The organism is Pseudomonas sp. H1_F01, assembly GCF_054681425.1.
The window spans coordinates 4,707,298-4,720,280 of the sequence record NZ_CP162823.1 but is presented as its reverse complement, the minus strand read 5'-3'; the positions used below and the strand labels follow the sequence as shown (position 1 = coordinate 4,720,280).

14 protein-coding genes are annotated in these 12,983 nt (G+C 59.5%); 8 read left to right on the top strand and 6 right to left on the bottom strand.

Annotated features, from left to right (window positions below; translation table 11 throughout):
* The first annotated feature begins 60 nt into the window (after positions 1-60).
* Positions 61-1,305, top strand: coding sequence for a lipoprotein-releasing ABC transporter permease subunit (locus AB4O09_RS21350; RefSeq protein ID WP_003199679.1), 1,245 nt, complete (start codon positions 61-63; stop codon positions 1,303-1,305).
* Between the two features lie 79 nt (positions 1,306-1,384).
* Here AB4O09_RS21350 and AB4O09_RS21345 read toward each other — a convergent pair whose 3' ends face one another.
* A complete protein-coding gene (locus tag AB4O09_RS21345) occupies positions 1,385-2,734 on the bottom strand; it encodes a heavy metal sensor histidine kinase (protein WP_003199681.1) in 1,350 nt (449 codons plus the stop codon).
* Positions 2,731-3,411 (bottom strand): heavy metal response regulator transcription factor, encoded by a 681-nt coding sequence (locus tag AB4O09_RS21340; RefSeq protein WP_003199682.1) that lies wholly within the window; start codon positions 3,409-3,411, stop codon positions 2,731-2,733. The genes AB4O09_RS21345 and AB4O09_RS21340 overlap by 4 nt, the downstream gene beginning before the upstream one ends.
* Positions 3,412-3,568: 157 nt before the next feature.
* On the opposite strand from AB4O09_RS21340, the gene copI reads away from it, so the two are divergent.
* On the top strand, positions 3,569-4,114 hold the full coding sequence (copI, locus tag AB4O09_RS21335; protein ID WP_027912665.1) for a copper-resistant cuproprotein CopI: 546 nt from the start codon (positions 3,569-3,571) through the stop codon (positions 4,112-4,114).
* A gap of 61 nt (positions 4,115-4,175) precedes the next feature.
* Positions 4,176-5,006, top strand: coding sequence for an NADPH-dependent 7-cyano-7-deazaguanine reductase QueF (queF, locus tag AB4O09_RS21330; protein WP_013692631.1), 831 nt, complete (start codon positions 4,176-4,178; stop codon positions 5,004-5,006).
* A 186-nt stretch (positions 5,007-5,192) separates the two neighbouring features.
* Here queF and AB4O09_RS21325 read toward each other — a convergent pair whose 3' ends face one another.
* Positions 5,193-5,456 carry a DUF4404 family protein gene (locus AB4O09_RS21325; protein WP_003199688.1) on the bottom strand — a complete coding sequence of 88 codons (264 nt, stop codon included), beginning with the start codon at positions 5,454-5,456 and terminating at the stop codon, positions 5,193-5,195.
* A 109-nt stretch (positions 5,457-5,565) separates the two neighbouring features.
* On the bottom strand, positions 5,566-6,186 hold the full coding sequence (locus AB4O09_RS21320; RefSeq protein ID WP_003199690.1) for a hypothetical protein: 621 nt from the start codon (positions 6,184-6,186) through the stop codon (positions 5,566-5,568).
* Between the two features lie 202 nt (positions 6,187-6,388).
* On the opposite strand from AB4O09_RS21320, the gene AB4O09_RS21315 reads away from it, so the two are divergent.
* The 3 genes from AB4O09_RS21315 (at position 6,389) to rssC (ending at position 9,087) form a co-directional block, all read left to right on the top strand.
* Entirely contained in the window at positions 6,389-7,078 is a 690-nt protein-coding gene (locus AB4O09_RS21315; RefSeq protein ID WP_003199692.1) for an MlaA family lipoprotein, read from the top strand.
* A 345-nt stretch (positions 7,079-7,423) separates the two neighbouring features.
* Entirely contained in the window at positions 7,424-8,605 is a 1,182-nt protein-coding gene (rssB, locus tag AB4O09_RS21310) for a two-component system response regulator RssB (protein ID WP_003199694.1), read from the top strand.
* Entirely contained in the window at positions 8,605-9,087 is a 483-nt protein-coding gene (rssC, locus tag AB4O09_RS21305; RefSeq protein ID WP_003199696.1) for an anti-sigma factor antagonist RssC, read from the top strand. Before rssB ends, rssC begins: the two co-directional genes overlap by 1 nt.
* 204 nt (positions 9,088-9,291) lie before the next feature.
* On the opposite strand, the gene tal is transcribed toward rssC, so the two are convergent.
* Both tal and dusA read right to left on the bottom strand, forming a co-directional pair.
* Positions 9,292-10,218: a transaldolase gene (tal, locus tag AB4O09_RS21300; RefSeq protein WP_003199698.1), complete on the bottom strand. Its 927-nt coding sequence runs from the start codon at positions 10,216-10,218 to the stop codon at positions 9,292-9,294.
* Positions 10,219-10,396: 178 nt separating this feature from the next.
* Complete coding sequence (gene dusA, locus AB4O09_RS21295; RefSeq protein WP_460107504.1) at positions 10,397-11,416, bottom strand: tRNA dihydrouridine(20/20a) synthase DusA; 1,020 nt, start codon at positions 11,414-11,416, stop codon at positions 10,397-10,399.
* A gap of 102 nt (positions 11,417-11,518) precedes the next feature.
* On the opposite strand from dusA, the gene AB4O09_RS21290 reads away from it, so the two are divergent.
* Entirely contained in the window at positions 11,519-12,610 is a 1,092-nt protein-coding gene (locus AB4O09_RS21290) for a tyrosine-type recombinase/integrase (RefSeq protein WP_460107502.1), read from the top strand.
* An 88-nt stretch (positions 12,611-12,698) separates the two neighbouring features.
* Positions 12,699-12,974 carry a DUF3892 domain-containing protein gene (locus AB4O09_RS21285; protein ID WP_444758318.1) on the top strand — a complete coding sequence of 92 codons (276 nt, stop codon included), beginning with the start codon at positions 12,699-12,701 and terminating at the stop codon, positions 12,972-12,974.
* The last annotated feature ends 9 nt before the right edge of the window (positions 12,975-12,983 follow it).

Sequence of the window (12,983 nt, the reverse complement as noted above, 5' to 3'; positions counted from 1 at the left end):
ACCGAAACCCGGCGTTTGCTACACACGCCGGGTCTTTTATTTTTATACGGTGCCCCGCGAATGTTCAGACCGTTATCGATCTTTATCGGCACGCGCTATACCCGCGCCAAGCGCCGCAATCGCTTTGTTTCGTTCATCTCCATGACCTCGATGATCGGCCTCGCCCTGGGTGTGCTGGCGATGATCGTGGTGTTGTCGGTGATGAACGGCTTCCAGCGCGAAATGAGCTCGCGCATCCTCGGCATGGTGCCCCACGCCACTATCGTCGGCGTCAATCCGATCGACGATTGGCAACCGGTGGCCGCCGCGGCGTTGAAAAACCCTGAAGTGACTGCCGCCGTGCCGTTTACCGAGATGGAAGGGATGCTGAGCCATAAGGGCTCGATGCAGCCGATCCAGATCAGCGGCGTCGACCCGGCCCAGGAAGGCAAGGTGTCCATCGTCGCCCAGCATATCGTCCAGGGGCGTCTCGATGCCTTGAAGCCGGGCGAGTTTGGCGTGGTGATCGGCGAAATCACCGCCCGGCGTTTTCGTCTGAATGTCGGCGACAAAATCACCCTGATCGTGCCGGAAGTCAGCACGGCCCCCGGCGGCATCACCCCACGGATGCAGCGTTTGAATGTGGTGGGTGTGTTCAAGGTGGGCGCCGAGCTGGACGGCTCCATGGCGCTGATCCACCTGGCCGATGCCGCACAGATGCAGCATTGGCAGCCGAACCAGGTGCAAAGCGTGCGTCTGGCGGTGAAGGACTTGTACGCAGCGCCGAAGGTCTCCGGTGACATTGCTACCGGTCTTGGCGCGGCCTACAAGGCCGACGACTGGACCCACACCCAGGGCAGCCTGTTCAGTGCCATGAAAATGGAAAAAACCATGATCGGCTTGCTGCTGCTGATGATCGTCGCGGTGGCGGCGTTCAATATCATCGCCACCCTGATCATGGTGGTGAACGACAAAGGCGCGGACATCGCGATCCTGCGCACCATCGGCGCCACGCCGCGGCAGATCATGGCGATCTTCATGGTCCAGGGCACGGTGATTGGCGTTGTCGGTACGCTGATTGGCGGCGTGCTGGGGGTGATCGCGGCGCTGAACGTCAGTGCGCTGGTGGGCTGGCTGGAACGGGTCAGTGGCCAGCACATCTTCAGTTCCGATGTGTATTTCGTCAGCAACCTGCCGTCGGAGCTGCAGCGCGGTGATGTACTGCTGATCTGCTCGGCCGGGTTCATTCTGAGCTTCCTTGCCACCGTGTACCCGGCGTGGCGTGCGGCGAAGATCGAACCGGCGCAGGCGTTGAGGTATTCCTGATACGACACAGACCTCCGTGGCAGAAGGGCAAGCCTTGCTCCCACAGATATGTTCCTTCGCCACAGGGGGGGCGTCGGGCTTAATCTCCCTTCGGTAATTCGATCAGGAACCGCGTCCAGCCATCGGCCGATTCACAGCGGATCTGTCCGCCATGGGCGCGGATGATCGAGCGGGTGATGGCCAGTCCGAGCCCCGCGTGTTCGCTGCTGCCCTCCTGGCGGGCTGGGTCGGCGCGGTAGAAGCGGTCGAACAGGCGCGGCAGCAAGTCCGCTGCAATCCCCTCGCCACTGTTTTCCACGCTGATGTTCACCCCTTGAGCCTCATCGACAATTCGCACCCGCACTTCGCCGTCAGCGGGGGTGAAGCGCAGCGCGTTGTCCAGCAGGTTGGAAAGCGCCCGGCGCAACATGTTGCGGTCACCCTCGATGCGGCCATCGCCCTCGCGGCTCAGGCGTACGTTGGTGTCTTCGGCCAGCGGCGCGAAGAAGTCCAGCAGCACGTCCACTTCCTCGGCCAATTGCAGCGGTTCGCGATTGAGCGCCAGCAGGCCGTGGTCGGCCTTGGCCAGGTACAGCATGTCGTTGACCAGTTGCGCCATCCACTGCAGTTCTTCGAGATTGCTGTGCAACGCCTCGCGGTAATCCTCCAGGGGGCGTTCGCGGGTGAGGGTGACCTGGGTGTGGGTCAGCAGGTTCGACAGCGGCGTGCGCAATTCATGGGCAATGTCGGCAGAGAACGCAGAGAGTCGCTGAAACGCATCGTCGAGGCGTCCGAGCATGGCGTTGATGCTGTGGGCCAATTCCGCCAGTTCGGCGGGCATTTGCTCTTCCGGCAGTCGGGCGTTGAGTGAGCGGGCCGAGACACTGCCGGCAATGGCGCCCATGCGCCGCAAGGGGCGCAAGGCCCGTCGGGCGGCCCAGGCGCCGAGCAGGGCAGTGGCCAGGGCCGAGAGACCGACGGTCAGCCAGATCAAGCGCTGCATGCGTTGCAGGAAGTGCTGGTGATGGGTGATGTCCAGCAGCAGGGTCAGTTGCGGCGAGTCGGCTCGATCGGGATACAACGGCGCATTCAACACCCGGTAATCGGTGTCGGCATCGTTGAGGGTCGACAGGCCGGGCCGCTCTGGCAATTGAGCGGGAATCCGGATCGAGCTGTCGTACCAGCGCACACCATCGCTGCCCTTGATGCGCAGCGCCAGGTCGGCCTGACGGCTCAGTTCATCCTCCAGGCGGGCCTGGGTCTGCTCGGCGTCGAGATCTTGCAGGGCCCGGCGCAGGCCGATCAGCTTGCCTTCGAGCAGTTGCTGGTCCAGCTCGATGAAATGCGCCTCGCTGCCACGGCTGAACAACACCCCGGCAAACAATGACACCACGGCAGTGCAGGCGGCGAACAGCAGCGCCAGGCGGCTGCTCAGTGACCACCGCCTCACAGGCTGCGCTCTTCAAGCACATAGCCCATGCCCCGCACGGTATGGATCAGTTTGCTGGGGAAGTCATCGTCAATCTTGATTCGCAGGCGTCGTATCGCGACTTCGATGACGTTGGTGTCGCTGTCGAAATTCATGTCCCAGACCTGGGACGCGATCAGCGATTTGGGCAGCACTTCGCCCTGGCGGCGCAGAAGCATTTCCAGCAAGGCGAATTCCTTGGCGGTGAGGTCGATGCGCCGACCGCTGCGTTCGACGCGACGGCGGATCAGGTCCAGGCGCAAGTCGGCCAGTTGCAGGCTGGTTTCCTGCTGTGTCGAACTGCCTCGACGCAACAGACTGCGCACCCGTGCCAGCAACTCGGAAAAAGCAAAGGGCTTGACCAGGTAATCATCGGCGCCCAGCTCCAGGCCGTGTACGCGATCCTGTACCGCATCCCGCGCGGTGAGAAACAGCACCGGTGTATCCAGCCCGGCGCCACGGACGGCTTGCAGGATCTGCCAACCATCGCGGCCGGGCAACATCACGTCGAGGATCAGCAAGGCGTATTCACCGCTCAAGGCCAGTTGCTGGCCGGTGATGCCATCGGCCACCAGATCGGCGTTGAACCCGGCTTCGCCCAGGCCCTGGCGCAGGTATTGGCCGGTTTTGGTTTGGTCTTCGACGATCAGCAGTTTCATGGGCAGCTCAGGGCATGGTTTGAACGTGGGCGTTATACCGCGGCGGCCGGGGTCGTGGCACAACCTGACAGAGTTGTAATGCAACTGTCAGTCAATTGGCAGCCGCACCGATCTAGAGTCTTGGGCAAGTTGAACCTTACCTTGTCGGAGTATGAACATGTTGATGGTAAACCGTCTGATCCTGGCCGCCTCTGCGTTGGTATTGAGTACCTCGTTGTGGGCATCGCCCGGTGCGCACTTTGATTTCGGCCAGCCCGCACCGGCGGCCAAGGCCAGTCGCACCATCGAGGTGGTGATGGGCGACATGTCGTTCAACCCTGGCACGCTGGATATCAAGGCGGGCGAGACGGTGCGGTTTGTATTGATCAATAAAGGCCAGTTGTTGCACGAATTCAACCTCGGTAACGCCGCGATGCATGCCCAGCACCAGCAGGAAATGCTCAAGATGCAACAGAGCGGCATGTTGACACCCACCGGGATGAAGCCGGGAATGGACCATGCCTCGATGAATCCGGCCTCGATGGGGCATAGTGGTAAAGACGGCATGATGGGCCACGACGACGCTAACAGCGTTCTGGTCGAGCCGGGCAAGTCCGCCGAGCTGACCTGGGCTTTTGGCAAGGCTACACGGCTGGAATTTGCCTGCAACGTCCCCGGTCATTACCAGGCCGGGATGAAGGGCGACCTGACAGTCAGTCAGTAAGCACTCAAAGGCTGCGGCAAAGGCTGATAGAATCGGCTGATTCTTCAGTCAGGTTTCCGTCATGCATCCCGCAGCCGAACATTCGCCGCTGGGCAAATCCAGCGAATACATCGCCACGTACACGCCGTCACTGCTGTTCCCGATCCCGCGCACGGCGAAATGGGCGGAACTGGGCCTGACGGCCGAGACCCTGCCGTACAAAGGCGTGGATTTCTGGAACTGTTTCGAGCTGTCCTGGCTGTTGCCGTCCGGCAAGCCGGTGGTGGCCATCGGTGAATTCGCGATTCCGGCGGATTCGCCGAATATCATCGAATCCAAATCCTTCAAGCTGTACCTCAACTCCTTGAACCAGACCCCGTTTGCCGATACCGCGAGCCTGGAAGCGACCCTGCGCCAGGACCTGTCGGCGGCTGCCGGCAAAGCAGTGGGCGTGCGGATCCGCAGCCTCAAGGATGTGGAGCGTGAAGGCATCGTGGCATTGCCCGGTACGTGCATCGATGATCTGGACATCAGCGTCGACTCTTACGCGCACCCGCGTCCGGAGCTGCTGCGTTGCGATGCTTCGCGCATCGTCGAGCAAAGCCTGCACAGCCATCTGCTCAAGTCCAACTGTCCGGTGACCAGCCAGCCAGACTGGGGCAGCGTAGCGGTGGAATATCGCGGCGCGGCCCTGGACCCGGCCAGCCTGCTGGCCTACATCGTCAGCTTCCGCCAGCATTCGGATTTCCATGAGCAATGCGTGGAGCGGATCTTTCTCGACCTGCAGCGCTTGCTCAAGCCGGAAAAACTGACGGTGTACGCGCGGTATGTGCGTCGGGGCGGGTTGGATATCAACCCGTATCGCAGTACTGAAGACGTTCAACTGCCAAACCATCGCCTGGTCCGCCAATAAACGTTCCTTGTGAAAGTGAGCTCTTGTGGGAGCGAGCTTGCTCGCGATGAGTCCGGTACATTCGACATTGATGTCAGCTGACACACCGACTATCGCGAGCAAGCTCGCTCCCACAGGGATTGCATTGCAGGTCGTGAAACTAAAAAGCCCCGCTAGCGATAGCAGGGCTTTTTGCATTTAAAGGGTTCAGATCCCCATATTGCCCAAGGCTTGCACGATGTTGCGCAAGGTCCCGGCAAGGGTAGGGTGTTCCACCTCGAAGCGCTCGACAGCCAGGTTCACATTGTCGGCGAGGTTGTTGTCCGGTGCTTTGGTTTCCAACTCAAGCTCAAGTTCGATCTTTTGCATCAGCGCGTGCAGGTCATCGCGCTCGATTTCGGAAAGCGGTGGATTCTGGTCCAATTGCTCGCGCAGTTTGTTGAGCTGTTCTTGCAATTCGCGGGCAGGCATTGGCGTACTCCCTTTATTGATAGGCACTGCCATGGACCGCGACGCCGGGTCAAAAGTCCATGGCCTACCTTAAGAGTAATCTACCCTCGTGTTCCCTGCATGATCCCGGTCATGGCTTCTCGCCTTTGAGTCGGCGCAGGCTGATGTCCGCCAGGCAGGTGTCGAGTTCGCCCAGGTGATCGATCACCGAATGCACCCCCAGGCCGAACAATTGCACGGTGGCCTTGGCGCGCTTGGTTTCCCGTTCCTGTTGGCTCAGCGCCTGCCATTCGCCAGGCGTCAGGCCACACAGCGAGCCGCAGGACGCCAGGCCGATGGTCCACAAACCGGCGTTGAGCCCTGACTGCAACAACCGGGGTTCGCCACTGACCAACACGCAACCGTCCAATTGCTGGACGTTCAACGCCATCAGCGCCTGCCAGCAGGCATGTGGCGCCGGCCAAGGATTATTTGTTGCAGGAAGTTGCGGCGGTTCGATCCATGTCGGCAATGAAGCCGCCAGGGCATGGCTGACGGCAGGTGGCAATTCGTCGAGCCAGGCGCAGGGGATTTCCTGGAGCTGCAAGTGGTGCAAGCTCTCCAGGGCGCCAAGTGTTGGCTGTGCATGCTCATCCGGCGCTGCCCCTGGCTGGCGGATGCGCGCGCCGAAGTCCACCAGACATCCGCTCAGGCCAAACAGTACCGCGGTCAGGCTGGGGGCGGGGAGGGGCAGGGCTTCGGGGCGGGGCATGGGAACGTCCTTGAAATAACCAGCAGCCTAAAGGGCCTCGATGACAGTCCGGTGACAGTGAAGTGAAGGGTGCCAGTCGTGGAAACGTCCTACGGCCTACTTGTTTTTTCGGTGCTGCCTATCCACGCGTTCCGTCTTATACTAGCCACCTTACCGCCTGGGCTCGGCGCCCTTGCCTGATTAATCCAAGGAGTTTTCCCCTATGCGCTGGAGCCATCGTCTAGCTCAGCTGTGTTTGTCTGCCAGCGTAGTGCTGGTTCCGTTCGCTGCCCAGGCCGCCACGGAAGAAGATCCTTGGGAAAGCATCAACCGTCCGATCTTTACCTTCAACGACACCATTGATACCTATGCGCTCAAGCCACTGGCCCAGGGTTATCAATACGTGACGCCGCAGTTCCTCGAAGACGGCGTCCACAACATGTTCCGCAACATCGGTGACGTGGGCAACCTGGCCAACAACGTGCTGCAGGCCAAGCCGGCCGCGGCCGGGGTCGACACTGCCCGGTTGATCTTCAACACCACCTTCGGCCTGCTGGGCTTCTTCGATGTGGGCACCCAGATGGGCCTGCAGCGCAGCGATGAAGATTTTGGCCAGACCCTGGGCTACTGGGGGCTGGGCAGCGGGCCGTATGTGATGCTGCCGCTGCTGGGGCCAAGCACCCTGCGTGACGCCCCGGCCAAGCTGGTCGATGACTACACGGCCCCGTATCGTTATATCGATAACGTCTCGGTGCGTAACTCTATTCGAGGCCTGAACGTCGTCGACACCCGCGCCAGCCTGTTGTCGGCCGAGAAGATGGTGAGCGGCGACAAGTATGTCTTCATCCGCAACGCCTACCTGCAAAACCGCGAATTCAAGGTCAAGGACGGCCAGGTCGAAGACGATTTTTAATTCCGACCAGTAAAACCACGAAGGCGGCCCAAAAGGCCGCCTTCTGTGCTTTGGCGTCGTGTTTGAGCGGGTTTGATCCTTCCATTGAGTTACGCTTCGCTCGGTTCTTATAACTCTCTGTACTTTGACAAATAAAGACGGCAAGCGGCTATCTGCCTGAGCTTGAAACGCCCCGCGGATGGGAGTACCGTCTGCGCCTTAGAAGGGCACCTCTGATGTAGCTGTGTGTAGGGCAAAGGCCTGAAACCGGTACGACAGAGAGGCTAGAAAGCGAATCCAGTAGTGCGTGCAAGGCCAGACGGCCCAGCCCGCTACGCCAACCTAATTCTGGCGCCGTTTGCCCACATGCCAAAAACCAGTGCCACGCTGCTGATAATCGATGATGACGAAGTGGTGCGAGCCAGTCTCGCAGCCTACTTGGAAGACAGTGGTTTCAGCGTCCTGCAGGCCAGCAATGGCCAACAGGGTCTTCAGGTATTCGAGCAAGACAAGCCCGACCTGGTCATCTGCGACCTGCGCATGCCGCAGATGGGCGGACTCGAACTCATTCGCCAGGTCACCGAGCTTTCCTCGCAGACCCCGGTGATCGTGGTTTCGGGCGCGGGCGTGATGAACGACGCGGTCGAGGCGTTGCGCCTGGGCGCGGCGGATTACCTGATCAAGCCCCTTGAAGACCTGGCGGTGCTCGAGCACTCGGTGCGCCGGGCCTTGGACCGTTCGCGCCTGTTGGTGGAAAACCAGCGTTACCGCGAGAAGCTGGAAACCGCCAACCGCGAACTGGAAGCCAGCCTGAACCTGTTGCAGGAAGACCAGAACGCCGGGCGCCAGGTGCAGATGAACATGCTGCCGGTCAGCCCTTGGGCCGTCGATGATTTCCGTTTTGCCCACCAGATCATCCCGTCGTTGTACCTGTCGGGCGATTTCGTGGACTATTTCCGGGTCGACGAGCGGCGAGTGGCGTTCTACCTGGCGGACGTTTCCGGCCATGGTGCTTCTTCGGCATTCGTGACGGTGCTGCTGAAGTTCATGACCACGCGCCTGTTGTTCGAGTCCAAGCGCAATGGCACGCTGCCAGAGTTCAAGCCTTCTGAAGTCCTTGGGCATATCAACCGAGGCCTGATCAGTTGTAAGCTGGGCAAACACGTCACAATGGTCGGTGGAGTCATCGACGAGGAGACGGGTTTGTTGACCTATAGCATCGGCGGTCACCTGCCTTTGCCTGTGTTGTATACGCCAGACAGTGTGCGTTACCTGGAAGGGCGTGGTTTGCCGGTGGGCCTGTTCAACGAGGCCACCTACGAAGACCACGTACTGGAATTGCCGCCGACATTCAGCCTGACGCTGATGTCTGATGGCATTTTGGACCTTTTGACAGAACCTACACTCAAAGAGAAAGAAGCGGCCTTGCCTGAACGGGTGAGCGCAGCGGGCGGCAGCCTGGAAGGCTTGCGTCAAGTGTTTGGATTAGCCACGCTAGGGGAGATGCCGGATGATATCGCCCTGTTAGTGTTGAGCAGGAACCTTTGATGAGTACCGGTAGAATCCAGTTCGCCGAGCAGGACGGCACCTTTGTCCTGAAGTTTGTCGGTGAAGTGCGCCTGACCCTGTGTTCGGCGCTGGATGCGACTATTGAGCGGATCTTCACTTCGTTGAATTTCAACGCCATCGTGATCGACCTGACCGAAACCCGTAGCATCGACAGCACCACATTGGGCCTGCTGGCCAAACTGTCGATCCTGTCGCGGCAGAAGGTCGGCCTGCTGCCGACTGTCGTCACCACCCACAACGACATCACCCGTCTGCTGCAATCGATGGGCTTCGACCAGGTGTTCAACATCGTGGGCGACCCTGTGCCGTGCCCGGAGTGCCTGGACGACCTGCCTGACCAGGACCAGTCCGAAGAGGAAGTGCGGGTCAAGGTGCTCGAAGCCCACAAGATCCTGATGGGGCTCAACGATTCCAATCGTGAAGCCTTCCATGACCTGGTGAATGCGCTGGAAGGGCCTTGATCCCTGGATTTTGCTTAGGCTGACCGGCCTCATCGTCGGAACGCCGCCCGGAGCAAGCTCGCTCCCACATTGGAATGCAGTCACCTGTGGGAGCGAGCTTGCTCGCGATAGCGTTTATCGATCCGCCACATCCCTCAGGACAAGCCACATAAAAAAGGGCGAACCCACCAAGGTTCGCCCTTTTTGCATGCCTTGTGAATCAGCTCAAAGCTTGGCTTGCAGCAACGCCTCCAGCTTCTCCTGGTCCCGGGCAAACTGACGAATGCCTTCGGCCAGTTTCTCGGTCGCCATGGCGTCCTCGTTGGACAGCCAGCGGAACTGCGCTTCATTGAGGATCAAGCGCGCTTCCCCGGCTTGCCCTGGCGCCAGCTTGCGCTCCAGCTTGCCTTCGTCGGCGGCCAGTTTTTCCAGCAGGTCCGGGCTGACGGTCAGGCGGTCGCAGCCGGCCAGTTGCTCGATCTGGTTGAGGTTACGGAAGCTCGCGCCCATGACCACGGTCTTGTAGTCATTGGCCTTGTAGTAGTTGTAGATGCGTGTCACCGACTGCACGCCCGGATCATCAGCGCCGGTGTAGTCGTTGCCATTGGCTTTCTTGTACCAGTCGTAGATACGGCCCACGAACGGCGAAATCAGGAACACCCCGGCATCGGCGCAGGCGGCGGCCTGGGCGAAGGAGAACAGCAAGGTCAGGTTGCACTGGATGCCTTCACGCTCCAGTTGCTCGGCGGCGCGAATGCCTTCCCAGGTGGAAGCGATCTTGATCAGCACGCGCTCGCGGCCAATGCCGGCCTTTTCGTACAGATCGATCAGGCGATGGGCACGCTTGAGCATGGCCTCGGTGTCGAACGACAGGCGCGCGTCCACTTCAGTGGAAATACGCCCTGGGATCACTTTCAGAATTTCTTGCCCGACCGCCACGGCAAAACGGTCGCTGGCCAGGCCCACATCGCCCTTGCAGTCCGCCACACAGGCGTTCAGTTGCTCGGCATAACCTTGAATGGCCGAGGCCTTGAGCAGCAGGGAAGGGTTGGTGGTAGCGTCCACGGGTTTGACGCGGGCGATGGCCTCGAAGTCGCCGGTGTCGGCCACGACGGTGGTGAACTGTTTGAGTTGTTCCAGCTTGGAAGTCATGAGCGTGCTCTGTCCTATGGGTCCGTTGACATTACCCGAGGGCCGGCAGCCACTCAAGGGCGTGAAGGGGTATCGTCGGGCCCCAGCGGCAACAACCTGAAAACGGCTGTTTGAAAGGCCGGGGCGGTATCGGTAGATACGATGCCAAAACAGCGCGCAGGTTCAAAGCAAGTGACGGTTAACGCCCTTCCAGCAATTGCCCCGCCTGATCCAGCAGCGCCAATGGATCCTTGGTTTTGTGAATATCCACCGACAACAACTGCCGAAACCGCCGCGCCCCCGGGAACCCGGTGCCCAGCCCCAACACATGCCGAGTGATGTGATGCATCGCCCCGCCAGCGGCCAGGTGATCGGCGATATACGGCCGCAACTGCGCCAGCGCCTCGGCTCGGGTGATGATCGGCGCGGTGCTGCCGAACAGCTGCTGATCAACTTCGGCCAGCAGATACGGGTTGTGATAAGCCTCGCGCCCCAGCATCACGCCGTCGAAGGTCTGCAAATGCTCGTGGCACGCCTCCAGCGTCTTGATCCCGCCGTTGAGCACAATCTCCAACTCCGGAAAATCCGCCTTCAACCGCGCGGCCACGTCATAACGCAGCGGCGGGATGTCGCGATTCTCCTTCGGCGACAACCCCTCCAGAATCGCAATCCGCGCATGCACGGTAAAACTCGTGCAACCGGCCTCACGCACCGTCCCGACAAACTCACACAACTGCTCGTAACTGTCCCGCCCATTGATCCCGATGCGATGCTTGACCGTCACCGGAATCGACACGGCATCGCGCATGGCCTTCACACAGTCAGCCACCAAATGCGGATGCCCCATCAGGCAGGCGCCGATCATGTTGTTCTGCACCCGGTCGCTGGGGCAGCCGACGTTGAGGTTCACCTCGTCGTAGCCGTGCTCCTGGGCCATACGGGCGCAGGCGGCCAGGTCGGCTGGGACGCTACCGCCTAGTTGCAGGGCCAGGGGGTGTTCGGCTTCGTGGTGGCGCAGGAAGCGTTCGTGGTCACCGTTGAGTAGCGCGCCGGTGGTGACCATTTCGGTGTAGAGCAGGGCGTGTTTGGAGAGGATGCGTAGGAAGAAGCGACAGTGGGCGTCGGTCCAGTCCATCATCGGGGCCACGGAGAAGCGGCGGGACGGCTCGGAACGAGTGGGGCTAGTGTTTACGGGTGCTTCAGGGTTTTCGAAATTCATTAATACTGATCTTTTATACAGCGGTTTTTACCCATTTTTCCTTGTTTTTGGATGGCGGTTGCTACATTGTAGCAACCGTTCTCGGCAATGTAGCAACTGGATATGGGCACGATCACATCACGCAAGCGCAAGGACAATTCGACGGCCTACACGGCGCAGATACGGATTAATCGGGACGGGAAGACAGTTTATCAGGAAAGCCAAACCTTCGACCGGAAGCAGGTGGCTCAGGCATGGATCAAGCGGCGGGAGACGGAGCTGGCCGCGCCTGGTGCTATCGAACGTGCGAACCGGAAGGGGGTGACGATCAAGAAAATGATCGATCAGTACCTGGACGAGTACGAGAAGATCCGGCCGCTGGGGAAGACTAAGCGAGCAACTCTGACGGCGATCAAGGAGACGTGGCTGGGCGAGGTCGATGATTCGGCGCTGAATAGCCAGAAACTGGTGGAGTTTGCTCAGTGGCGGATGAGCGAAGAGGGAGGCGGTGTCCAGGCGCAGACGGTCGGGAATGATCTATCGCACCTCGGAGCGGTCCTGTCGGTCGCTCGGCCGGCCTGGGGGTATGAGATAGATCCGCTTGCCATGACTGACGCTCGAAAGGTGTTGCGTAAGCTCGGAATGGTCACCAAGAGCAAAGAGCGTAATCGTCGGCCTACTCTTGAAGAGTTGGACAAGCTGATGAAGCATTTCCTTGACATGCAAACTCGGGGTAATAACTCGATTCCCATGCCCAAAATAATCGCTTTCGCACTGTTTTCGACACGCCGGCAGGAGGAAATCACACGGATACGCTGGGAGGATCTCGACTGTGCTAGGCAGGCGGTTTTGGTGAGGGATATGAAGAACCCGGGTCAAAAAATAGGCAACAACGTGTGGTGCCACTTACCTGACGAGGCTTGGGCGATTGTTCAAGCTATGCCGAAAACGGCCGATGAGATTTTCCCCTACAACGGTAAGTCTGTGTCGGCGTCTTTCACCCGGGCTTGTCCGCTTCTGGGTATTGAGGATTTGCATTTTCATGACCTGAGGCATGAGGGGGTGAGCCGACTTTTTGAGATGGACTGGGACATTCCAAGAGTTTCGAGTGTTTCAGGTCATAGGGACTGGAACTCTTTGCGGAGATACACCCATTTACGCGGGCGACAGGATCGATACCAAGATTGGCCCTGGATGAAGAAGGTTATGGCTTGAGGTCGCACCGATTTTTTTCTTGGACACTTGAAAAATTGGATCCAGTCCCCATTTTCCGGCAGCAGGCAAAAAAAATCGGAGCGTCCTCATGAAACAGTACTACATCACCGCTATTCGCTTAGACAGTAAGAAAGAACACATTGAATCGGTAAAAATACGGAAACATAATACTCAGGACAATTATGTAATTGCCCGTGCGTTGGCTGCACATTTGATCGAGTCGGGTATTTCGTTCAAAACTCGGTACTTTCACAATGGTGACTGGCATACCGGCGCTGAGGTCGAAGTATTTGATGGTGAGTTTCTTCGTGCGGACCCCAACTCAACGGCTCGCGATAACCTAAGAAATCTTAAGGTTTTTTAAGGCTTTACT

Bases quoted from the DNA above. Each gene is read 5' to 3' on its own strand.
- AB4O09_RS21350 (WP_003199679.1), top strand. From the start codon at position 61: ATGTTCAGACCGTTATCGATCTTTATCGGCACGCGCTATACCCGCGCC.
- AB4O09_RS21340 (WP_003199682.1), bottom strand. From the start codon at position 3,411: ATGAAACTGCTGATCGTCGAAGACCAAACCAAAACCGGCCAATACCTG.
- copI (WP_027912665.1), top strand. From the start codon at position 3,569: ATGTTGATGGTAAACCGTCTGATCCTGGCCGCCTCTGCGTTGGTATTG.
- queF (WP_013692631.1), top strand. From the start codon at position 4,176: ATGCATCCCGCAGCCGAACATTCGCCGCTGGGCAAATCCAGCGAATAC.
- AB4O09_RS21325 (WP_003199688.1), bottom strand. From the start codon at position 5,456: ATGCCTGCCCGCGAATTGCAAGAACAGCTCAACAAACTGCGCGAGCAA.
- AB4O09_RS21320 (WP_003199690.1), bottom strand. From the start codon at position 6,186: ATGCCCCGCCCCGAAGCCCTGCCCCTCCCCGCCCCCAGCCTGACCGCG.
- AB4O09_RS21315 (WP_003199692.1), top strand. From the start codon at position 6,389: ATGCGCTGGAGCCATCGTCTAGCTCAGCTGTGTTTGTCTGCCAGCGTA.
- rssB (WP_003199694.1), top strand. From the start codon at position 7,424: ATGCCAAAAACCAGTGCCACGCTGCTGATAATCGATGATGACGAAGTG.
- rssC (WP_003199696.1), top strand. From the start codon at position 8,605: ATGAGTACCGGTAGAATCCAGTTCGCCGAGCAGGACGGCACCTTTGTC.
- tal (WP_003199698.1), bottom strand. From the start codon at position 10,218: ATGACTTCCAAGCTGGAACAACTCAAACAGTTCACCACCGTCGTGGCC.
- dusA (WP_460107504.1), bottom strand. From the start codon at position 11,416: ATGAATTTCGAAAACCCTGAAGCACCCGTAAACACTAGCCCCACTCGT.
- AB4O09_RS21290 (WP_460107502.1), top strand. From the start codon at position 11,519: ATGGGCACGATCACATCACGCAAGCGCAAGGACAATTCGACGGCCTAC.
- AB4O09_RS21285 (WP_444758318.1), top strand. From the start codon at position 12,699: ATGAAACAGTACTACATCACCGCTATTCGCTTAGACAGTAAGAAAGAA.